At 69.0% G+C, this 22452-nt stretch carries 17 protein-coding genes; 8 read left to right on the forward strand and 9 right to left on the reverse strand.

The genetic code is table 11. The features are described from left to right. Window positions 1–36: 36 nt before the first annotated feature. The 5 genes from Q8Q88_RS10350 to Q8Q88_RS10370 form a co-directional block, all read right to left on the reverse strand. Complete coding sequence (locus Q8Q88_RS10350; protein ID WP_305675114.1) at window positions 37–897, reverse strand: Ku protein; 861 nt, start codon at window positions 895–897, stop codon at window positions 37–39. A gap of 50 nt (window positions 898–947) precedes the next feature. Beyond that, complete coding sequence (locus Q8Q88_RS10355) at window positions 948–2405, reverse strand: carboxylesterase/lipase family protein (protein WP_305675115.1); 1458 nt, start codon at window positions 2403–2405, stop codon at window positions 948–950. Window positions 2406–2469: 64 nt separating this feature from the next. Next, entirely contained in the window at window positions 2470–5685 is a 3216-nt protein-coding gene (locus tag Q8Q88_RS10360) for an error-prone DNA polymerase (RefSeq protein ID WP_305675116.1), read from the reverse strand. A gap of 310 nt (window positions 5686–5995) precedes the next feature. After that, window positions 5996–7516, reverse strand: coding sequence for a DNA polymerase Y family protein (locus tag Q8Q88_RS10365; protein WP_305675117.1), 1521 nt, complete (start codon window positions 7514–7516; stop codon window positions 5996–5998). Next, entirely contained in the window at window positions 7434–8222 is a 789-nt protein-coding gene (locus Q8Q88_RS10370; RefSeq protein ID WP_305675118.1) for an ImuA family protein, read from the reverse strand. The genes Q8Q88_RS10365 and Q8Q88_RS10370 overlap by 83 nt, the downstream gene beginning before the upstream one ends. 135 nt (window positions 8223–8357) lie before the next feature. Here Q8Q88_RS10370 and Q8Q88_RS10375 point away from each other — a divergent pair, with 135 nt between their 5' ends. The 3 genes from Q8Q88_RS10375 to Q8Q88_RS10385 all read left to right on the forward strand — a co-directional run bounded on the left by Q8Q88_RS10375 (window position 8358) and on the right by Q8Q88_RS10385 (window position 12321). Then, window positions 8358–9485, forward strand: a complete 1128-nt coding sequence (locus Q8Q88_RS10375; protein ID WP_305675119.1) for a sialidase family protein — start codon at window positions 8358–8360, stop codon at window positions 9483–9485. After that, on the forward strand, window positions 9482–9745 hold the full coding sequence (locus tag Q8Q88_RS10380) for a MoaD/ThiS family protein (protein WP_305675120.1): 264 nt from the start codon (window positions 9482–9484) through the stop codon (window positions 9743–9745). The genes Q8Q88_RS10375 and Q8Q88_RS10380 overlap by 4 nt, the downstream gene beginning before the upstream one ends. 257 nt (window positions 9746–10002) lie before the next feature. Beyond that, window positions 10003–12321 carry a S8 family peptidase gene (locus Q8Q88_RS10385; RefSeq protein ID WP_305675121.1) on the forward strand — a complete coding sequence of 773 codons (2319 nt, stop codon included), beginning with the start codon at window positions 10003–10005 and terminating at the stop codon, window positions 12319–12321. Between the two features lie 142 nt (window positions 12322–12463). Here the strand turns inward: Q8Q88_RS10385 and serA are convergent, their stop codons facing one another. Both serA and Q8Q88_RS10395 read right to left on the reverse strand, forming a co-directional pair. Then, window positions 12464–14038: a phosphoglycerate dehydrogenase gene (gene serA / locus Q8Q88_RS10390; RefSeq protein ID WP_305675122.1), complete on the reverse strand. Its 1575-nt coding sequence runs from the start codon at window positions 14036–14038 to the stop codon at window positions 12464–12466. An 85-nt stretch (window positions 14039–14123) separates the two neighbouring features. Continuing rightward, window positions 14124–15293: a phosphoserine transaminase gene (locus Q8Q88_RS10395; RefSeq protein WP_305675123.1), complete on the reverse strand. Its 1170-nt coding sequence runs from the start codon at window positions 15291–15293 to the stop codon at window positions 14124–14126. A gap of 173 nt (window positions 15294–15466) precedes the next feature. On the opposite strand from Q8Q88_RS10395, the gene Q8Q88_RS10400 reads away from it, so the two are divergent. Then, on the forward strand, window positions 15467–16381 hold the full coding sequence (locus tag Q8Q88_RS10400) for a DMT family transporter (RefSeq protein ID WP_305675124.1): 915 nt from the start codon (window positions 15467–15469) through the stop codon (window positions 16379–16381). Here the strand turns inward: Q8Q88_RS10400 and Q8Q88_RS10405 are convergent. Further along, window positions 16350–16808, reverse strand: a complete 459-nt coding sequence (locus tag Q8Q88_RS10405) for a hypothetical protein (RefSeq protein WP_305675125.1) — start codon at window positions 16806–16808, stop codon at window positions 16350–16352. The genes Q8Q88_RS10400 and Q8Q88_RS10405 overlap by 32 nt on opposite strands. Before the next feature lie 65 nt (window positions 16809–16873). Next, on the reverse strand, window positions 16874–17209 hold the full coding sequence (locus tag Q8Q88_RS10410; RefSeq protein ID WP_305675126.1) for a hypothetical protein: 336 nt from the start codon (window positions 17207–17209) through the stop codon (window positions 16874–16876). A gap of 247 nt (window positions 17210–17456) precedes the next feature. Here Q8Q88_RS10410 and Q8Q88_RS10415 point away from each other — a divergent pair, with 247 nt between their 5' ends. The 4 genes from Q8Q88_RS10415 (at window position 17457) to Q8Q88_RS10435 (ending at window position 22441) form a co-directional block, all read left to right on the forward strand. Continuing rightward, window positions 17457–19364, forward strand: coding sequence for an ATP-binding protein (locus tag Q8Q88_RS10415; RefSeq protein WP_305675127.1), 1908 nt, complete (start codon window positions 17457–17459; stop codon window positions 19362–19364). A gap of 105 nt (window positions 19365–19469) precedes the next feature. Beyond that, window positions 19470–19874: a hypothetical protein gene (locus Q8Q88_RS10420; RefSeq protein ID WP_305675128.1), complete on the forward strand. Its 405-nt coding sequence runs from the start codon at window positions 19470–19472 to the stop codon at window positions 19872–19874. 95 nt (window positions 19875–19969) lie between these two features. Further along, the gene (locus tag Q8Q88_RS24745) at window positions 19970–20611 is read left to right on the forward strand and encodes a hypothetical protein (protein WP_371129841.1); all 642 of its coding nucleotides are present in this window, start codon (window positions 19970–19972) and stop codon (window positions 20609–20611) included. Between the two features lie 141 nt (window positions 20612–20752). Continuing rightward, window positions 20753–22441 carry an ATP-binding protein gene (locus Q8Q88_RS10435; protein WP_305675129.1) on the forward strand — a complete coding sequence of 563 codons (1689 nt, stop codon included), beginning with the start codon at window positions 20753–20755 and terminating at the stop codon, window positions 22439–22441. The last annotated feature ends 11 nt before the right edge of the window (window positions 22442–22452 follow it).

The following is a 22452-nucleotide window of genomic DNA, read 5'->3' on the forward strand; positions in this document are numbered from 1 at the left end:
AGCGCCCCCGGGGCGAGAACCGGGGGCGTTTGCGTATCAGGCCCGCTTCTTGGCCGCCGGTCTGCGGGCCGCCGAGGTCTTGGCGGGAGCCTTGCGAACCGGAGCCTTGCGGCGCGATCCGCCGCCCTCGCCCAGGCTGCGGCGCAGGGCCTCCATGAGATCGATGACCTCGGCGGCCCTGGGTTCCTCGACCTTGGCGACCCGGCCGCCGTGCTTTTCCTTCTCCTGGATCAGCTTGCGCAGGGCGTCCTCATAACGGTCGTTGAACTCCGACGGATCGAAGGGGCCTTCCAGCTGCTCGATGATCTTCTCGGCGATGGCCACCATCTTGGCGTCGGGCTTCACACCGGGAATGTGACCGAAGACCTCCTTCGGGTCGCGGACCTCGTTCTTCGAGCGAATCGTATAGGCGAGGATCCCGCGGTCGCGCGGCTCCAGGGCCAGGACCCGCTCGCGCTGGTGCATGACCACCCGGGCCAGGGCCACCTTGGCGGCTCCCTCCATGGCCTCGCGGATGACGCTGTAGGCCTCGATGGCCATGTCGCCGTCCGGGGCCAGGAAATAGGGGTCGTTCCAGTAGAGCCGGTCGATCTCCGACTCGTCGACGAAGCGCTCGATGTCGATGGTGCGGGTGGTCTCCAGCCGGACGTTCCTGATCTCCTCGTCGGTGACCACGACGTAGCGGCCCTTCTCGATCTCGTAGCCCTTGACGATGTCGGCGCGCTCCACCGGCCCGGTCTCCGGATCGGTGGGGATCATGCGGATGCGGTTGTGGGTCTCCTTGTGCAGCATGTTGAAGGTGACGTCGCTGCTGCGCGAGGTGGCGGTGTGCAGGGCCACGGGGCAGCTCACCAGGGACAGGCGCAGATAGCCCTGCCAGGTCGGACGGGTGGCCATGACACGGACTCCGTAGCTTCAGAAGTCCGTGGAACGCCGCGCGGGCCGATTCAGTTCGCCGGCAGGGCCAGGGTCGGCAGGGCCGCGGCCTCCTGGGCGTTCAGCCGGCTTTTGCGGAAGCCGACCCGGACGCCGCTGTCGGCCCCGAACTCCATGAGCTGGTCGCCCCTGGGGGTGTAGGCCGGCCAGGCCGGGCCGGAGGGGCACTTCGGCGTCCCGGTCTTGGCGAAGGCGACCCAGCAGCCATGGACCAGCGTCGCCATCGCCTTGTCGTCCTCGGCCACCGCGCTGAGGGGTGTGCGACGACCCCAGTATTCGAAGACGTACTGGACCTCCGCGGCATGGAAAGCCCGGGTGACCCCGGCGGGTCTGAAGCGCGAACCCACATAGGCGAAGTGGTAGAGCCAGGCGGGCTTTCCGCTCGAGGCGCGCGCGGCGACCCAACGCGCCGGGGCGCCGAACAATCGGTCGGTGAACATTTCACGGTCTTCGGGCGTCGGCGGCGGCGACCGGGCCATGAGCGAATCCTCGCCCGAATTGAACCCGATGATCAAAGGCACGTCGGCCGCGCGGCCGGCGGCGAGGGCCTGGGTCGGAGTCTCGGTCAGGAGCCTACCGTCGACGAAGGGGCCGAAGTCGTCGTCGATCCTGGCGATCAGGGTCTCGGCCCGGAGCTTGCGCAGATCGGCGACGCTGGCCTCCGATCCCGCCAGCCTCAGGCTCTCGGCGACCTTGGCGCCCTCCGCCTCCTTGGCCGCCAGGGTCTCAGGCGCGAACCAGCCCCCGCCCGATTGGACGATGGCCTTCTTGAACAGCGGTTTGGCACGGGCCGTGGCCAGCAGGGCCAGGACGCTCGCGCCCCCGGCGCTCGTGCCGAAGATCGTCACGTTCTTGGGGTCGCCGCCGAAGGCCGCGATATTGCGCTGGACCCACTCCAGGGCCGCGATCTGGTCCATCAGGCCATAGTTGCCGGTGGGCTCGGCGCCGGCCTCGCGGGTCAGGGCCGGATGGGCGAAATAGCCCAGCGGCCCGAGGCGGTAGTTGATCGAGACCAGCACCACGCCGTCGCGGGCGAAGTTCGTGCCGTCATAGATCCAGCCGGCTCCGTGGCGATGACCGCCGCCATGGATCCAGACCATGACCGGGGCCTTCTTGACGGCCCCCATCTTGTCTCTCGGCGGGGCAAAGACGTTGAGCTGCAGGCAGTCCTCGCTGACCGGCCCGTTGGCGCTGCCGGAATTGGGCGTGCCGTCGGCGTTCATCGGCTGCATGCAGGACGGGCCGTTGGCGGTGGCGTCGCGCTCTCCGGTCCAGGCCACGGGCGGCCTGGGCGGCGCCCAGCGCAGCCTGCCCACCGGCGGGGCGGCGAAGGGGATGTTGCGGAAGACCTCGGCGGTCTCGCCCGACGTCCCCGCCAGCACCCCGCCCTCGACCGTAACCTTGACCTGCGCCTGGGCCGACCCGGCCAGCATCAAGGCGCCCAAGACCGTCGCGCAGAACCGAAGCATGGCGTTTTCCCCCCGCCCGTTGGTTGTGCGGGAGGATTTGCCTGCACGTCCTCCGGGTCAAGCCTCAGTGGAAATCGCGGCTGCGGACCAGGGCGCCGGTGACGCGGTCGTGCAACCTGGGGGCCGGTCCATCGTCGTCCCGCATCTGGGCCAGGCGGTCGGAGAGGTCGGTGAACCGGCGGGCGACGATGTGGACCACATTGCTCTCGCTCTGCACCTGGCCGTGGACCACCAGGAACGAGGCGCTCATCACCAGGCGGCGGTTGGCGTCGAAGGCGTCCTTCCAGACCACGATATTGGCGATGCCGGTCTCGTCCTCGAGGGTCAGGAAGGTGACCCCCTTGGCGGTGCCCGGCCGTTGGCGCACCAGGACCAGCCCGCCCACGGTGACCAGCCGCCGGTCGGAGGTGCGGGCCAGGTCCTTGCAGGGGATGGCGCCGTAGCTCTTCAGGGTCTCGCGGAAGAAGCCGATGGGATGGGCCTTCAGGGAGAGGCTGGTGGTCCGGTAGTCCTCCATCACCTCCTGGGGCAGGTGCATCAGGGGCAGCTCCACCTGGCGCTCCTTCACCCCCATGGCGGCCAGCAGGGGCGCGGTCTTCAGGCTGCCGGTCTCGTCGGCCAGGCCCTTCACCGCCCACAGGGCCTGGCGGCGCGAGAGGCCCAGGCCCGCGAAGGCGTCGGCCTCGGCCAGCAGCTCCAGCGACCGTCGCGAGAGCCCGGCCCGGACGGCGAAGTCGTCGAGGGTGCGCACCCCGGCCTCCCGCGCGGCGATCAGGCCTTCGGCCTCCTCCTTGTTGAGCCCCTTGACCTGGCGCAGGCCCAGCCGCACGGCGCGCAGCCGGCCGGGCCTGGCCGCCGGCTCCAGGGTGCAGTCCCAGTCGCTCTGCAGCAGGTCGGGGGAGCGTATCTCCACCCCATGCTCGCGCGCGTCGCGGACCAACTGGGCCGGCTGGTAGAAGCCCATGGGCTGGCTATTCAGCAAGGCGGCGCAGAAGGCGTCGGGCCAGCGCCACTTCATCCAGGCCGAGGCGTAGACCAAGAGGGCGAAGCTGATCGCGTGGCTCTCCGGGAAGCCGTAGGAGCCGAAGCCCTCGATCTGCTTGAAGCAGCGGCGGACGAACTCCGGATCATAGCCGCGCGATTCCATGCCGTTGATGAACTTGGCCTCGTACTCCCCGACATTGCCGTGGTGGCGGAAGGTGGCCATGGAGCGGCGCAGGCCGTCGGCGTCGTCGTCCGAGAACTTGGCCGCCTCGATGGCGATGCGCATGGCCTGTTCCTGGAACAGCGGCACGCCGTGGGTCTTACCCAGAATGGCCTTGAGTTCGTCCTGGGGATGCGGCGGGGCCGGACGCGGATAATCGATCAAGGTCGGATCGTTGCGGCGCTTCAGATAGGGGTGGACCATGTCGCCCTGGATCGGGCCTGGCCGGACGATCGCCACCTCCACCACCAGGTCGTAGAACTTGCGGGGCTTGAGCCTGGGCAGCATCGACATCTGGGCCCGGCTCTCCACCTGGAACACGCCCACGGAGTCGGCCTTGCAAAGCATGTCGTAGACCTCGGAAACCTCCTGGGGGATGTGGGAGATGTCGGTGATCTTGCGCCCCACCGTGGGGTCGTCGGCGGGGATCATCTCGAAGCCCCGCTTCAGGGCCGTCAGCATGCCCAGCGCCAGGACATCGACCTTCATCAGGCCCAGGGCGTCGATGTCGTCCTTGTCCCACTCGATGAAGGTGCGGTCGTCCATGGCGGCGTTGCCGATCGGCACGGTCTCGTCCAGCCGCCGCTTGGTCAGGACATAGCCGCCCACATGCTGCGACAGGTGGCGGGGGAACTTGAGCAGCTGGGTAGCCAGGCTCACCGCGCGGCGGACCTCCGGATTGGTCGGGTCGAGCCCCGCTTGCCGTACATGGCCGTCCGGCACCTCCTCCCCCCAGCTTCCCCAGATGGTCCCGGCGAGCGCGGCGGTGACGTCCTCGGTCAGGCCCAGCGCCTTGCCCACCTGGCGGATGGCCATACGCGGGCGGTAATGGATGACGGTGGCCACGATGGCGGCGCGGTGGCGGCCATAGCGGCGATAGACGTACTGCATCACCTCCTCGCGCCGCTCGTGTTCGAAATCCACGTCGATGTCGGGCGGCTCGCCGCGCTTCTCGGAGATGAAGCGCGAGAACAGCAGGTCCTGGTCCTCCTTGGTCGGGTCGACCGCGGTCACCCCCAGGCAGAAACAGACGCAGGAATTGGCCGCCGAGCCCCGGCCCTGGCAAAGGATCTCCTGCTCGCGGGCCCAGGCGACGATGTCGTGGACGGTGAGGAAATAGTTGGCGAAGTCGAGCTTCTCGATCAGGTCCAGCTCGTGCTGGATCGTCCGGCGCTCCTTCTCGCCCATGCCCTTCTCGAAGCGGGTCTTGGCGCCCTCCCAGGTCAGGTCGCGCAGGTGCTGGATGGCGGTCTTGCCCGGCGGCACCGGCTCGTCGGGATATTCGTATTTGAGCTGGGCGAGATCGAAGCCGATCCGTTCGACGATCTCCAGGCTGCGCTCCACCGCGCCGGGGAAGCGGGCGAAGAGGCGGGCCATCTCGGCGGGGGATTTCAGGTGCCGCTCGGCGTTGGCCTCCAGCTTCAGGCCCGCGTCGTGGATGGTGCAGGTCTCGCGGATACAGGTGACCACATCCTGCAGCGGGCGGCGCTCGGGGGCGTGGTAGAGCACGTCATTGGTGGCGACCATCGGCGCACCCGAGAGCTCGGCCAGCGAGGCCAGCTTCGACAGCCGGTGCAGGTCGCGCGCGCCATAGGGCCGCGAGGCGGCCAGCCAGACATCGCCGCGCAGCTCTCCGGCGATCCGCTTCAGTTCGTGCTCGAAGGCCTCGTCCAGGCGGGCGGGGGGAACCACCAGGGTGAGCTGCCCCTGCGAATGCTGGGCGAAGTCCTCCCAGTGCAGCTCGCATTCGCCCTTCTCCGAACGACGCTGGCCGACAGTGAGCAGGCGGGTCAGGCGGCCATAGGCCTCGCGGTCGGAGGGGTAGCAGAGCAGGGACGGCGTCCCGTCGGCGAAATCCAGGCGGCAGCCGGTCAGCGCGCGGATTTTGGTCGCGCCCTGGCCCAACCGCCGCATCTCCGACCAAGCCCGGACCACCCCGGCCAGGGAGTTGCGATCGACGATCCCGATGGCCCCCATGCCCAGACAGGCGGCGGTGAACACCAGCTCGTCCGGATGCGACGCGCCGCGCAGGAACGAGAAGTTCGTCGTGGCCTGGAGCTCGGCGTAGCGGGTCAACGCCCCTTCTCCCCTTGCGGGAGAAGGTGGCCCCGCGAGAGCGGGGTCGGATGAGGGGTCGAAAGTCCTATCCGGCTAGCGGCGGCGAAGCCGCAAACATCCAATAAGACCGGCCACGGAAAACACGAAAGGCACGGACACCCGGCTCCGCGTTCCGTTGAGTTCGACTCCGTCGGTGGTTTCCGTGTTTTCCGTGGTCGATCTTGGCTTCGCCGGTCTAACCGGCGAGTTCTGAGAGACCCCTCATCCGACCGCTCTCCGAGCGGCCACCTTCTCCCGCAAGGGGAGAAGGACACTTCGTGCGACCGCGTCATCCGAACAGTCCGTGCAGGAACCACCGGGCGGGGACGCCGGCCTCGTAGAGCCCCTCGCGATAGACCCAGAAGCGCGCGCCTTCCTGGTCCTCCACCCGGTAATAGTCGCGGACCTGGTCGGTGCGGACCTCATCGATTTCGCCACGCCACCATTCGGCGCCGATGCGCTCGGGCCCCTCGGCGAAGCGCACGCGGTGGGTCTGCTTGCGCCACTGGAACTGGCGGGGCGGGTCGTCGGGGGTCAGCGCCAGGACCAGGTCCAGGGGCTCGGGGCGGCGGAAGAGGCGCAGGGGCCGGGGCGTTTCCGGGTTCCAGCCCTGACTGGGCTTGAGCGGCGCGCCGGGGCGGGCGCTCTGTTCGGGGACGTGGCTCTCCACCGGGGCGCTCTTCCAGACCCGATCCTCGCCCAGGCGGTTGGCCAGCCGGTCCACCAGGGGGGCCAGACCTTCCTCCAGGGCCGCCTCACGGCTGGCGTCCAGCCGCGCCTGGCGGCCAGACAGGACCTCAACCGCCTCGGCGGTGAGGGTGACCACCTCGATCCCGAAGCCCGGATCGACGGTCTCCAGCTTGGGCGCGAACAGCTTGGCGATCCGGGCCGGGTCGCGGCCGGGGATGGAGAGGCCGATAGTCAGCGGATAGGCCTTGCCGTCCAGCCGGTGGAAGGTGAGCTCGAAACGCTTGGCGCCCCGGCTTTCCAGCTCCAGCCGCGCGCAGAGCTTGTCGGCCACGTCGCGGCTCACCCGCTGCAGGTCTTCCAACACACTGATCGGCTCGAAGAAGGCCAGCCGGGCGAACCACGGATTGGGCGGGCGGCGGAAGGTCAGCGCCTCCTCGGCGCGGCCCATGGCCTGGTCCAGCCGCAGCAGGGCCTGCTTGCCGAACCGGCGGGCGAAGGGGGCGCGCGGCAGGCCGATGATCTGGAACAGGTAGCGCAGGCCCAGCCGCTCGATCTGGGCGGCGGCCTCGGGCTCCAGGCGCAGGGCGGCCGGCGGCAGATAGGCCAGCAGGTCGGCCTGCCCCCCCGGCGGGGCGATGATCTCCACGTCCTTGCCGTGGTGGGCGAGCGCCCAGGCCGCGCCCGGGGTGTCGGCCACCGCACAGCGGAAGAAGAGACCGTTGCGGGCCAGGCGGGCGCGGAAGTCGGCGACCAGCTCGGCCTCGCTCCCCCACAGGTGGTCGACCCCGGTGATGTCCAGGAACAGGCCATCGGGCGGGGCGGTCGCCACCGCGTGGGAGAACCGCACCGACCAGTCGACCAGGGCGGTGAGCGCCGTCGCATCCGCCTCCGGCTCCGCCTCGGCGGTGAAGAGGTCTGGAACCAGGGCCGCGGCGTCGGTGGCCTTCTGCCCCGGATAGAGGCCCGCGGCGGCGGCGGCCTTGTCCACCGCCGACAGCCGCCGCACGGCTTTCACGGTCTCGATCAGGCCAAAAGGGCTAGGCTGAGAGTCGGACGGATTGCGCCGGCGCCAGTTGGCGATCGCCCAGTTCGGCGACCAGGCGCAGAGGATGCGGGCCATCTTGGGCCTCCCAGGTAAAAGCGGCTTGCGCCTCCATCAGCCAGGCGCCGGGCCGCCCGCCCCGGCACCGTTCCAGTTCCACCCGCCAGCGCGGCGGGCCCAGGCCGAACTCGCCGGGCGCGGGCTCGCTGGTCGTCGGGGCGATCTTCCAGCGGGTGGCCGCCGCCGAGCCGCTGGCCGTCTGCCTGCCGAGCCCGCCATAGGGCCGGCGGCGGATCACGAAGCCGGTGGCGCCGTGCTTCTCGCAGGCCAGTTGCAGCCGCCGCCCGGCGGTGAGGTCCACGGCCTCCACCTCGGCGAAGACCGCGGTGACGCCGGCGGTGGCGAGCGCGTCCTCGGCCACGGCCAGGGCCTCGGCCTCGTCGCGGGCGCAGACCTGGATCAGCCGCTCAGCCGGGAAACCCAGCCCCGACAGGCCCGGGGCGAACAGGTCGTCGCGCCGCAGCACCCAGACCGCCTCGCCCCGCCGGGCCAGGGGCGCGGCGACGAGCGCGGCGAAGGCGGCGGGGGAGGCCCCGGTCTCGACCTCCATACCCGCCCCGGTGAATTCGTGCCATTGGCCCAGCGGCAGGCCCTGGCCCAGAAAGCAGCCGTCCAGCCTAAGATCGCCGAACGGCAGGGACTCAGAGTCCGCCCGTCCGCCCGCCTCGAGGGCGGCGATCTTCGCCTTGAGCGCGGCCAACCGCACCTCGCGAAAACCGGACATGGCCTTCTGTTCTCCCGTTCTTACTTTGTTCTAGTTTTGGGCTCAAAAGAGTCAAGCACCTTACGGTGGAGTCTGCCGGCTTGACCCCGGCCGCGCCCGGACGAATCCTGCGGGTCTGGAAGAAAGGGGCACGCCATGGCCGCCACCCAGCTTCTCGTGGGCACCCGCAAGGGCGCCTGGATCTATCGCAGCGACGCGGCCCGCAAGGCCTGGTCCGTGCAAGGGCCGATCTTCCTCGGCCATATCGTCAACCACCTGGTGCTCGACCCGCGCGACGGGAAGACCCTGCTGATGGCGGCGTCCACCGGCCACCTGGGACCGACCATCTTCCGCTCCGTCGACGGCGGGGCCACCTGGACAGAGGCCGAGCGCCCGCCCGCCTTCCCCAAGGTGGAGAACGGCCGAGGGCCCGCGCGGTCGGTGGATCACAGCTTCTGGCTGGAGCCGGGCCATCCCAGCGAGCCCGGCGTCTGGTGGGCGGGGACCTCGCCCCCCGGCCTGTTCCGCAGCGCCGACGGCGGGGCGACTTGGGATGGCGTCGCGGGCTTCAACGATCACCCCATGTACTGGAAATGGTGCCCGGAGGACGGCGGCACGCCGGACGGGGCCCTGCTCAACCAGATCCAGATCGACCCGCGCGACCCGCGCCACATGTATATCGCCACCTCCACCGCCGGCGTGTTCGAGAGCCATGACCAGGGCGCCGGCTGGGCGCCGCTGAACCAGGGGGTGGAGGCCAGTTTCCTACCCGACCCCTATCCGGAATACGGCCAGGACGCCCACTACATCGCGCTGGCTCCGACCATGCCCGACCGCCTCTGGCAGCAGAACCATTGCGGCATCTACCGGCTGGACCGGCCGGCCGAGCGCTGGGACCGGATCGGCGAGGCCATGCCCAAGGAGATCGGCGACATCGGCTTCACCATCGTCCCGCACCCGCGCGCCGCCGACACCGCCTGGGTCTTTCCCATGGATGGCACCGAGGTCTGGCCGCGCACCAGCCCGGACGGCAAGCCGGCGGTCTACCGGACCCGCGACGCGGGCGCGAGCTGGGAGCGACAGGACCGAGGCTTCCCCACCGAACAGGGCTGGTTCACCGTCAAGCGCCAGGCCTTTTGCGCCGACAAGGCCGCCTCGGTTGGGCTCTATCTAGGAACCACCGGCGGCGAGCTCTGGATGAGCGACGACGAGGGCCAGGCTTGGCGGCCGATCGCCGCCCACCTGCCGGAGATCTATTCGGTGAGCGCGGCGCCCCTGCCATGATCGCGGTCTTCATCCCCTCCCAGCTCACCTCCTACACAGACGGGGTCAGCCGGCTGACGGCGGCGGGGGGCAGCATCGAGGCGGTGCTGGACGACCTCGACCGGCGGTTCCCGGGATTGAAGTTCCGCGTGGTCGACGAGCAGGACCGCATCCGCCGCCACATGCGCATCTTCAAGAACGGCGACCGCGCCCAGGACGTCCGCGCGGCCGTGGGCGAGGGCGACGAGGTGCTGATCTTCGGAGCGCTGAGTGGGGGGTAACCATATCTCCCCCATAAGTTGAGCTTGAGCATAGCGCACGGGTTGCGTTCAGCGGGGCGCGGGCGTATCGTGCAAAGGTTGCAGTTGTTTCCGACAGACTCACAGTCCGGGGGGCACGCTGCCGACCATCTCGCCACTCCCATCGTGACCTCTTGGCCGGGCCCAGTTGCGCTCGCGAGACCTTCACATGAACGTCGCCGCCCGCGCTCCGGCCGGATCGCGTCCTTGCGACTGTTCCCTGAGAACGGAGAGACACCATGGCCGTCCGTGAACCCAATGATCAGCCGCAGGACCGGGACGAAGACCGCCCCCTCAGCATCGCGGTGAAATTCCGCGAAATAGGACACAAACCTCCGAGCGCCCTGCGGGGGATCGAGGGACTGCTCGAACGCACGCGTCATAGCTCGGAGCCTCTGAAGCTCAGGCCGCTGTTCGAATCCAGTTCCCGCGGCCGGCTAGACGAACTGGTCGAACGCGCGCGGCGCAACGATCCGGCATACGAGCCGACGGACTTCAACTTCTGGACCCAGGTCACCTGTCCGGAGGACATCGAGGCCGAGGGCCTCGCCCAGGCGATCCGTCAATTGAAAGAGGTCGAGACCGCCTATGTCATGCGGCCGCTGCCACCACCGCTGGTCAATCCGCTCGACGATCCTCGATCGACCAACCAGGGCTATCTGGACACCGCGCCCAACGGCATCAACGCGCGCCACGCCTGGGCGTTCGCTGGCGGCGACGGGGCCGGAATCGGCTTCGTTGACCTGGAACAGGGCTGGAATCTCAACCACGAGGACTTGGCGGCGGCGAGCGTCAGTCTGATCTCGGGGATCAACAAGCAGTACTTCTCCCACGGCACCTCCGTACTGGGCGAAGTGCTGATGGTCGACAACATGCTGGGCGGCGTCGGCATCGCACCGGCCGCCAGCGGTCGCGTCATCTCCCAGCACCGTCCGAGCGGCTACAACACCGCCGACGCTATCGTCGACGCCGTCGCCAACATGGCGTTCGGCGACGTCCTGCTGCTGGAAGCCCAGGAGACCGACCCAGTCGGCGGCCAATACTTCTGGCCCGTGGAAATCGCCGACGCCAACTACGACGCCATCCGGCTAGGCTCGGCCCTTGGGATCGTGATCGTCGAGGCCGGATGCAACGGCGGCTACGACCTGGACGCCTACACAAACCTGGGCGGCCACCAGATCTTCAACCGCGCCTCGGCCGGCTTCCGCGACTCCGGGGCGATTATGGTCGGCGCCGCCTCGTCGGCCAGCCCGCACGTGCGGCTCGGCTTCTCCAACTTCGGCACGCGGGTCGACTGCTACGCCTGGGGCGAGAACATCGACACCACCACGACCAACAGCGCCGGCACCGACAACACGCTCTACACGACGGGCTTCAACGGGACCTCGGGCGCCTCGCCGATCGTGGTCGGCGCCGCGCTGATCGTCCAGGGCATGGCCGAGGCCTCGCTCGGCTACCGGTTCAGCCCGCGGGAGCTGCGTGAGGTCCTGCGGATGGACGGCACGCCCTCGGCGAACCCACCGGCCGACCTGATCGGGGTGATGCCCGACCTCAACGCGATCATCACCAACGGCCATCTGAACCTCGCCCCCGACCCCTACCTGCGCGACTATGTAGGCGACGATGGCGACCCGACTTCCGGCATGGTTTCGTCGAGCCCCGACATCATCGTGCGCCACGCGCCGGTGGCCGACCCGCAGGCGGCCTACGGCGCGGGCAGCGGGACCGAGAACGACGGCAACCTGTCCCAGGTCGTCGAAACCGGCCACGACCACACGCTCTATGTCCGGCTGCAGAACCGCGGCGGCTCGACGGCGGCGCCGGTCGACGTCGATCTCTATTGGTCGCCGCCGGCGACACTGGTGACGCCTAACCTGTGGAACTTCATCGGCGCGGTCGGCCTGCCCACCTTGCCGACCGGCAATGTTCTGACGGTGTCCGGCCCGGTCACCTGGCCTCAGGCCGCCATACCCGGCCCGGGCCACTATTGTTTCGTCGCCGTGGCCGGGTCACCGCTGGATCCGAAGCCGGACCCGACAGCCTTCATCACCTTCGACAACTTCGTCACCTATGTGGAGAACAACAACAACGTCGCCTGGCGGAATTTCAACGTCGTCGCGGGACCGCCGTCGACCGACGGACCTCCAGGCTTCCACGCTCTGCCGTTCCTGGCGCCCGGCGCCTTCGACACCAGCCGCCGGTTCGCCCTGGAGACCATCGGCCGCCTGCCGAAGGGCAGCCGCGCCATTCTGGAAACGCCGGAATGGCTGGCCGAGGCCCTGCGGCCGCACCCTGTGCGGGTGCAACACGACGAGAAGCGCAGGGTGGCCCGCATTTCGCTGAATCCACACGGGGTGCAGCGGATCGGCGAGGCGATCCTGCACGCCAAGTCGAAGGCCGAGTGCCGCCTGCTGGTCTCGATACCCGAGGAGGCGAACCGACACGGCTACGAGATCGCGGTTCGCCAGCTCTACAAGAACCGCGAGGTCGGCCGCGTGACGTGGCGCTTCCCTGGGAAGGCGGAAAGGCAAGACGGGAAGGATCGCGGCAAGGCCTGACCGCCACAGCCGCTCCGACGACGCCGCGCCCTCAACGGCGTCGTCGGGCCGCGCCCTCTGGGAACGGGTCTCGTATGTTTCCCGAGCATCGAAACGTCCTCCTCCCCCGCTGCAATGCGCATGGGAGAGGAGGACGGAAGGGTCAGAACCGCAGGGTGCGGGCTTCCTTGACGTGGGGCAGGGCGCGGATCTTGGCGATCAGGCCGTCGGTGGGATTCTGGTCGATGCCGACCAGGGCGATGGCGTCCTCACCGGCCGAGACCCGGCCCAGATTGAAGGTGGCGATGTTGACCCCCGTGTCGGCCAGCAGGGCCCCCAGCGCGCCGATGAAGCCCGGCTTATCGAGGTTGTTCACATAGAGCATGGTCGTGCCGAACGGCGCATCGAGGTCCATGCCCTTGACCTCGATGATCCGCGGAGTGCCGGCCATGACCGAGCCGGCGAAGGAGCGCTTGCCCAGCGAGGTGGTGACGGTGATCCGCACCAGGCTCTCATAGATCGGGCTATCGTCCTGCTTGCTCTCCGAGACCGTAATGCCGCGCTCCTTGGCCACGGCAGGGGCCGAGACCATGTTCACGTCCTCCAGCATCGGACGCAGCACGCCCGCCAGGGCCGCGGCGGTAAGCGGGCGGGTGTTGAGGTTGGCGACCTCGCCCTCATAGGCGATGTCCACAGCCTTGACCTCGACGTCGACCATTTGGCCGGCGAAGGCGCCCAGGCGTTCGGCGAGCGCGATGAAGGGCTTCAGCTTCGGGGCTTCGTCGGCAGTCACCGAAGGACTGTTCAGCGCATTGGAGACCGCGCCGGTGAGCAGGTAGTCGCTCATCTGCTCGGCGACCTGCAGGGCTACGTTCTCTTGGGCCTCCAGGGTCGAGGCGCCCAGGTGAGGGGTCGCGATGAAGTTCGCCGCGCCGAACAGGATGTTTTCCTTGGCCGGCTCCTCGATGAAGACGTCGAAGGCCGCGCCGCCGATGTGGCCGTCGTCCAGGCCCTTGCGCAGGGCCGCCTCGTCCACCAGGCCGCCGCGGGCGCAGTTGACGATCAGCACGCCCTTCTTGGTCTTGGCCAGGTTCTCGGCCGACAGGATGTTGCGGGTCTTCTCGGTGAGCGGGGTGTGCAGGGTGATGACGTCGGCGCGGGCCAGCAGGTCCTCCAGCTCGACCTTCTCCACCCCAATCTCCACGGCGCGCTCGGCCGAGAGGAACGGGTCGTAGGCCACCACCTTCATCTTCAGGCCGTTGGCACGGTCGGCGACGATGCCGCCGATGTTGCCGGCGCCGATCAGGCCGAGTGTCTTGGCGTAGAGCTCCACGCCCATGAAGCGGTTCTTCTCCCACTTGCCGGCCTGGGTGGAGACGTCGGCGGCGGGGAGTTGGCGGGCGAGCGCGAACATCATGGCGATGGCGTGCTCGGCGGTGGTGATCGAGTTCCCGAAGGGGGTGTTCATCACCACGATCCCCTTGGAGGTCGCTGCGGGGATGTCGACATTGTCCACGCCGATGCCGGCGCGGCCGATGACCTTGAGGTTTCCGGCGGCGGCGATGACGTCCTTGTCGGCCTTGGTGGCCGAGCGGACGGCCAGGCCGTCATAGTCGCCGATGATCTTGAGCAGTTCGTCCTTGGTGAGGCCGGTCTTCACATCGGCGGCGACACCGCGCTGTTTGAAGATCTCGATGGCGGCGGGGCTGAGTTTGTCGGCGATCAGTACGCGGGGCATGGGGCGGTGTCCTTGGCAGGATGAGGGGTAGGCGTCCCCGCCGCGGCCGGAGTCCGGGCGCGAAGGGGACGCGGGATCAGGGGAGTCAGGCGGTCTGGAGCGCTTCGAGGGTCGAGGCGAAGGCCCAGTCGAGCCAGGGGGTCAGGGCCTCGATGTCGGAGGTCTCCACCGTGGCGCCGCACCAGATCCGAAGACCGGCCGGGGCGTCGCGATAGCCGCCGATGTCCAGCGCCGCGCCTTCCTTCTCGAGGGCGGAGGCCAGCTTCTTGGCGAAGTCGGCCTGGGCCTCGTCGGAGAGCGCGGTGATGCGGGCGTCGACCACCTTGAGGCAGACCGAGGTGTTGGACCGCGTCGCGGGATCGGCGGCGAGGAACTCCACCCAGCCCGTACGTTCCACCCACTCGGCCAGGGCCGCCAGGTTTGCGTCGGCGCGGCGCTGCATCTCGGCTAGACCGCCGATGGAGGCGCCCCACTTGAGCGCGTCGATGGCGTCTTCCACGCAGAGCATGGACGGCGTGTTGATGGTGGCGCCCTCAAAGATGTCGCGCGACAGCTTGCCGGCCTTGGTCATCCGGAAGAGCTTGGGCATCGGCCAGGCCGGGGTGTGGCTCTCCAGCCGCTCGACGGCGCGGGGCGAGAGGATCAGCACGCCGTGTGCGCCCTCGCCGCCCAGCGCCTTCTGCCAGGAGAAGGTCACCACATCGAGCTTGGGCCAGTCGAGGTCCTGGGCGAAGGCGGCGCTGGTGGCGTCGCAGATCACGATGCCTTCACGGTCGGCGGCGATGAAGTCGGCGTTGGGAACCCGGACCCCCGAGGTGGTGCCGTTCCAGGTGAACACCAGGTCGGCGTCCTTGCGAACCTTGGAGAGGTCCGGCAGTTCGCCATAGGGGGCGTCCAGCACTTCGGCCGGCAGCTTGAGCTGCTTGGTCACGTCGGTGACCCAGTCCTTGCCGAAGCTCTCGAAGGCCAGGAGCTGGACCGGCTTGGGGCCCAGCATCGACCACATCGCCATCTCGACGGCTCCGGTGTCGGAACCGGCCACGATGCCGATCAGGTAGTCCTCCGGAACCTCCAGCACCTGGCGGGTGCGGTCGATCGCCTCTTGCAGGCGCGCCTTGCCCAGCTTCGACCGATGCGAGCGGCCGAGGACGGCGTTCTGGAGATTTTGGGGATTCCATCCGGGGCGCTTGGCGCACGGGCCGGAAGAAAACTCGGGGCGAGCCGGGCGCATTGCCGGCGTGGCGAGGGTCGTCATAGCGATGTCTCCCATCCTTACAGATGAGCAGCGCCCCGTTGGGGGGGCGTGGCCCGCCGCGGAGAAACCCTGGTTTCCGCCGCGGATCAAGCGAAAGTTTTCGAAACCCGATGTGAGCGGAACTGATGACGCGACCGCTTGGTGCGCGGCGCGACCCGTGATCTCAAGGTTAGATGACGAGCCGCCCGCAACCGATCGACTGGCTGGTGATGGCCTTCCTCGTGATCGCCTGGGGCTCGGCCTTCGCCGCCCTGAAGATCGCCGTGGAGTACATCTCGCCGGTCTGGAACGCGGCCCTGCGGCTATGGATCGCGGTGGCGACCTTGGCCGTTGCATTGGCCATCCAGCGCCAGAGACTGCCGCCGCCGAGCGACCCGGCCTGGCGATTCTATGCGGTGGTCGGCATGGTCGGCATGGCCGCGCCCTTCGTTCTGTTCGCCTATGCGGCCCAGAGCCTGCCCTCGGCGGTGAACGCCATGTGCAACGGCGCCTCGCCGATCTTCACCGCCGCCCTGGCGCACGTCTTCGTGGCGGGCGACCGGCTGACCCTGCAGCGCAGCGCCGGGGTCGGGCTGGGTTTCGTGGGGCTGGCGGTGCTGCTGGCGCCCAAGCTGATGGGCGGGCTGACCGTGGAGGCCGTGGCCATGATGGCCGCCCTGGGCGCAGCGTTGCTCTATGCGGTGGCCAATGTGGTGACCAAGCACGCGCCGGCCGTAGCGGCCACCGCCGGCGCCCTGATGATGTCCCTCTGGGGCGCGGCCTACGCTACCGCGGCGGCCATGTTCACGGCGCCCCTGCCCGCCTGGCCGCCGCTGCCCGCCCTGATCGCGGTCGTCGCCCAGGGCGTCTTCCCCGCGGGCCTAGCCACCATCGGCTGGGTGTTCCTGATCCAGCGGCGCGGGCCGCTGTTCGTGTCGCTGTCGATCTATCTGGCGCCGCTGTGGGCGACCGCGGTCGGGATGACCTTCCTGGGCGAGCGGCCGAGTTGGACGGCGTTCGTGGCCCTGGGCCTGATCCTGGCCGGGGTGGCCCTGGCTACACTGGAGCGGCGCGGACTTACGCCGCCGGCGCCTTCGAGGCGTCCTTGACCCGCGCGCGCCACGAGACGATCGCCCCAGCGGTCAGGCAGATCAGGATGGCGTAGAGATTGACGTTGTTGATCAGGCGGTGGAGCGCGTCCACGTCGCGGCCGGTCACCAGGTAAAACGAGTGCAGGCTGAACTGGGCCGCCTGGAACATCAGCGCCCCGCCCAGCCAGAGGCTGGCGTAGCGCACCGCGATGGCCAACAGCCCGACCGCGGTCAGGCCATCGCCGACCAACTGGGCGATGGGCATGAAGGTGCTGAAGCTTGAAGGCAGAAGGCGGCCCAATTCCCAGAGCAGCGCGAAGCCCAGGATCAGCATGGCGCCAAGGCGCTCGGCGGGGCCACCCTTCCAGAGGGCGAAGCCGCAGGCGCTCAACATCAGGACCAGGAAGAGGGCCCAGAAGAGCAGATGGATGATTACGTCCGACATGCATTGCGCCCCTAACCGGGATTAGGGGCGCAACACCAGTTAAACTATTGCAACCAAGTCGGAGGTTAGCCGACTTCGCGCATGAGGGTCTTTTGAACGCGGAGGGCCATGGGCGGCTTTTCGTAGCCGTTCATCTTGGTCCGCACGCCCAGGCGAAGCTGAGCTTCGGCCAGTTCGTTGTGCACACCCACCATCGCGGTGCGAGCTTCGCTGAGCGCCTTGACGGCCGCCATCAGCTTCACCTGCACGTCGTCGGCGAACACCATCGACACCTTCACGTCCTGACGGGCCTTCAGGAGGTCCGCCATCAGTTCGGCGGCTTCAACCATGGCTTGGTCGACCGCCGCTTCCGTCGAGAACAGTTTGGTCGCGACACGTTGTGCGACAAACGCCTTTTCCATGGGAAACCCCCTCAGTGGAATTAACTTACCGGAAGCCAAGGTAAACCAGAGGTTAAGGACCGTCTAATAGATTCACGTTCGGTTAACTATGATTGCCCGCGACAACTGCGCGCACCGGTTGTGACTGTGTCGGAAAGGCAACAGATTCTGCCGGATTCCCCCCACAGGCGAGGTCCGAGCGGGACCGTGGAAGCAAACCGTTAGGGGAAATCGACTAGGTAAAGCGCTTGATAGAACGCCGAGCGCCATGACCGACCAGCCTCGCAAGACCGGCACGGCCCACCACGCGACTTTTCATGCGCGCGTGGCCGGCGTGGCCCTGATCACCACAGTGGTGGTGCTGGTCGCCGCCTGCCTGACCTTCATGCTGCAACAGTGGGCCGTGGCCCGCGAGCAGACCCATCAGAGCCATGTGGCGCTGTCGGAGATCACCGCCAGCGCGGCCGGACAGGCGCTCTTGGAACGGGATACGGCCGCCGCCACGGCCTCCATCTCCGCCCTCGCCAAGGCCGATCGAGTGATCGGCGCCCAGCTGCTCGACAGCCAGGGGCGGAAGGTGGCGGCCTATGCCCGCGCCGGGGGCACCGACGCCCTGGAGACTGAAATTCTCCGCACGCCGGTCCGCGCCGGCGGCGCCCAGGTCGGGGAACTGGTGATGACGGCGGAGACGCCGCGCCTCACCGCCCTGCTCCCGCAATTCGTCGCCCTGACCGGCGCGCTGTTCTTCGGCGGCGTCGGCGTGGCGCTGTTCCTGGCGCGCGGACTCGCCTCACGCGTGATCGCGCCGGTCCAGAAACTGTCGGAAGCCATGCACGAGGTCGCCGGAAGCGGCAGCTTCGCGCCCGTCGAGGTTGCGGCGGACGACGCCCTGTTCCGCAGCCTGACCGACAGCTTCAACCACCTTTTGGCGAAACTGGACGAGCGCGAGCAATCGCTGCAGCGCACCCTGCGCGAGCTGGTGGAGGCCCGCGACGCCGCCAACGCCGCCAATGTGCTGAAGTCCCAGTTCCTGGCCAATATGAGCCACGAGATTCGCACGCCGCTGAACGGCGTCCTGGCCATGGCCGAGGTCATGTCCATGGGCGACCTGACCCAGGTGCAGCGCGAGCGCCTGGATGTGATCCGCCAGTCAGGCGGCCTGCTGTTGGCCGTGCTGAACGACGTGCTGGACCTGTCCAAGATCGAGGCCGGCAAGCTCACCCTGCTGGTCGATGACTTCGACCTGGAGGCGGCGGTCGCGCCAACCCGCGAGAGCTTCGCCGTGGTCGCGGAGCGCAAGGGGCTGTCGTTCAAGGTCGAGGTTGCCGAGGAGGCCCGCGGCGCCTGGCGCGGCGACGCCGACCGCATTCGCCAGGTGGTGGGCAACCTGCTCTCCAACGCCGTGAAGTTCACCCTGCAGGGCGAGGTCAGCGCGACCTTCGACGTCGCCCCCGACAGCGGCGATCTACGCCTGACCATCCGCGACACGGGCGTCGGCATCGCCGCCGAGAAGCAGGCGGCCCTGTTCGAGAAATTCACCCAGGCCGACAACTCGGCCACCCGCCGGTTCGGCGGCACGGGCCTGGGCCTGGCCATCTGCCGCGAGCTCACCCAGATGATGGGCGGGGTGATCTCGGTGGAGAGCCGCGAAGGCCAGGGTTCGGTCTTCACCGTCGAACTGCCGCTCGAGCGCGGTGAGATGGCGGCCCCATCGACCGTCGTGGTCCAGGCCGCCGCCGAGGACGCCGACGAGGGCGCCCTGCGCCTGCTGGCCGCCGAGGACAACCCGACCAACCAGCAGGTGCTGGCCGCGGTCATGGGCTCGCTCGGCATCGAGATCGACATCGTCGCCGACGGCAAGCTGGCCTTCGAGGCCTGGCGCGACGGGGCCTACGACCTGATCCTCATGGATATCCAGATGCCGGTGATGGACGGCATCGACTCGGCCCGCGCCATCCGCGCCGCCGAGGCCGAGCACGGCCGCCCGCGCACACCCATCGTGGCGCTGACGGCCAACGCGCTGTCCCACCAGGTCGAGGAATATCTCGCCGCGGGCATGGACGGCCATGTGGCCAAGCCGATCGAGATTTCCAAACTGTACGACGCCATCAGCCGCGCGCTCAGCGAAGCGGCCACCGCCGGCGCGCCCCAGGCTTCGGCCACCGCCGCCGCTTAGCTGAACCTCAGACAACGACCGCCTCAGGTCCGTTTCACGTCCGATGGGGTCTTCTAGGGCTCAACGTCGCCTCACCCGGCGGCGTCGACGTCCAAGGAGGACCCAATGAAGAAGATTCTGCTCTCGCTGACAGCCGCCGCCGCCTTGACCGCCGCCGCTGTCCCCGCCGCCGCCCAGAACTATGACGGCTATCGCACGTATGAGCGCAGCTACGACCGATACGACCACGGCGACCGCTACGACCGCGGGGATCGCCATGATCGCAGTGACCGTGCCGATCGCCTGAAATGGCGCATCGAGCGGGCCTTCCAACGTGGCGACCTCGGCCGCCAGGAGGCCGCCCGTCTGAAGGGCTATGTCGGCGCCGTCGAGAACCTGGCCGACCGCTATCGCCGCGACGGCTACACCGCCGCCGAACGCCACGCGATCGATCGGCGCTACGCCTCGGTCGAGCGCCGCCTGCGTTATGAGAGCCGCGACTACGGCTACGGCTACGGCGAGCGCCGCTAAGCGGCCCGGCCGCAGCTGAACCAATCATCCTCTGGCTCGTTCCCATCGCCATGCGGGCAAGGGGCGACGCCAGAGGGACGGCTTAGGAGATCGCCATGAACAAGACCCTCACCCTATTCGCCGCCGCCGCCGCTTCGGTGCTCGCCTTGTCGGCCGGGACGGCCTCGGCCCAGGCCTGGACCTCGATCAACGAACGCCAGGCCACCCTCGACGCCCGGATCGACGCCGGTGTCCGCTCGGGCGACCTGACCCGCAGCGAGGCCGTCGAGCTGCGCGGGGCGTTCAACGACGTCGCTCGCCTGGAGGCCCGCTACCGTGTTGACGGCCTGTCGGCCTGGGAACGCACCGACCTGGATCGACGCTTCGACGCCCTGTCGGACCGCATCCGCTACGATCGCAACGACGATCAGACGCGCAACGACCGCGGCGACCGCTGGGGCGACTGGCGCAATCGCGAGGGCGGCTGGATGAACATCAACCAGCGCCAGGCGCAGCTCGACCGTCGGATCGACCAGGGGATGCGCAGCGGCAAGATCACCCGCCGCGAGGCCTATCGCCTGCGCAACGAGTTCCAGGCCATCGTGCGGCTCGAGAGCCGATATCGCGTCAACGGCCTGTCGACCTGGGAACGGGCCGACCTGGATCGCCGCTTCGACACCCTGGCGGCGCGAATCCGTTGGGAGCGGCGCGACGGCGACCGCGACCGCTACGGCTACGGCTACGGCGAACGTCGCTAGGCGACGCCTGTTGGTGATGGGGACCGAAGGGGGGACGGCTTTGCGGCCTTCCCCTTTTCGCGCCTGTTCGTAGAACGCGGGTTTACGCAGGGTTAGCAGGTGACACGCTATACGGCCTGACTCGACCGACGAAAGCCAGGTATGAGCGCCGTTCGCATCTCGTCCGACCTGATGGGGGTTCTGGCCGCAAGGCGGTCCCAGGCGCGCTTCCGCATCGGCGTGGCCGTGGCGATGCTGGCGGGTTTCGGCAGCACCGTCGGCTGGGCCTTCGCGTTCGGCTGGGTCGCCGTCTATATGGGCCTCCAGCTCGCCGAGCATCTGCTGCTCCACCGCCGCGACCTGTCGACGTTCTCGAGCCTGGTCCTGCTGTCGACCAACGCCATCGTCTTCGGAGCCTACGGCGCCATGGGACCCGTGATGGACGGTTCCTGGGGCTTGGCCTGCGGCGTCGTCCTGATGTGCGGCGGCCTGCTCAACACCGCGCTGACCAGCCAGAAGTCACTGCAGGCCTTCGTGGCCAGCGCCTGGCCCTTCGCCTTCTACCTGGGCGCCATGCCCTTCGCGGCGCTCGCCGTGGGGGCCGAAGGTCACCACGCCGTGGCGCTCGCCATCTCCGCGGCGCTGATCGTCGGCTGCACGGTGATGATCTGGCGTTCGGCCGCCCGCGCCCTGATCGCCGAGGGCGAGGCCCGCGCAAGGGCCGAGGCCGCCGACGCCGCCAAATCCGCCTTCGTCGCCATGGTCAGCCACGAGCTGCGCACCCCAATCAGCGCCATCCTGGCCGGCGCCGTCGAGGCGGGCCGGGCCGAGGCCGCCGGCGCCCGGGCCTCCAATCTGGAGCTGATCGAATCCTCGGCGCGGATGATGCGGACCCTGCTGGACGACCTGCTCGACCTCTCCAAGATCGAGGCCGGCAAGATGGGGGTGGAGGTCACGCCCTTCGACCTGCGCCGCCTGATGCTGGAAACCGTCCGTTTCTGGGCGCCCGAGGCCCGCCGCCGCAACCTGCGCTTCCGCGTCGAGGGCGCGCGCCGGGTCCCGACCTGGGTCGAGGGCGACCCGACCCGCGTGCGCCAGGTGCTCAACAACCTGTTCTCCAACGCCCTGAAGTTCACCGACTCTGGTTCCGTCACCCTGAAGTTCGCCGCGAGCCCGGACGGCCAGGCGACCCTGTCGGTGATCGACACGGGCCCGGGCATGGACGCCGCGCAGGTCGGCCGCCTGTTCACCCCTTACGGCCAGGCCAGCGACAGCGTCGCGCGCACCCATGGCGGAACCGGCCTCGGCCTCAATATCAGCCGCGAACTGGCCCGCCTGATGGGCGGCGACCTGTCGGTGGAGAGCGCTCCGGGCCAGGGCGCGGCCTTCCATCTCAAGGTGAGCCTGCCGGCTGCGGCGGCGGTGTCCGCGGTGGACGCGACTCAGGACCGCCAGGGCCTGCGCCTGCTGATCGTCGACGACCATGAGGTCAACCGCCGGGCCTTCACCCTGATCTTGCAGGCCGCCTGCGACGAGCTCGCCGTGGCCCATGACGGGGTCGAGGCCCTCGAACGGCTCGCGACCCAACGCTTCGACCTGGTGTTGATGGACCTCAACATGCCCCGCATGGGCGGCATGGAGGCGGTGCGGCGCCTGCGCGCGGAGCCGGGCCCCAACCAGGCCACGCCGGTCATCGCGCTCACGGCGTCAGTAGCGCCCAAGGAGATGGCCGTCTGCAAGGCTGCGGGGATGAGCGGCTTTGTGATGAAGCCGGTGGAGGCTAAGGAGCTGTTCGCGGCGATCGAGCAGGTTCTGAGCGAGGCGCGCGCGACCGTCGCCCAGACCGCCTGAAACCCGACCGC

Source organism: Phenylobacterium sp. (assembly GCF_030697925.1).
GTDB lineage: Bacteria > Pseudomonadota > Alphaproteobacteria > Caulobacterales > Caulobacteraceae > Phenylobacterium.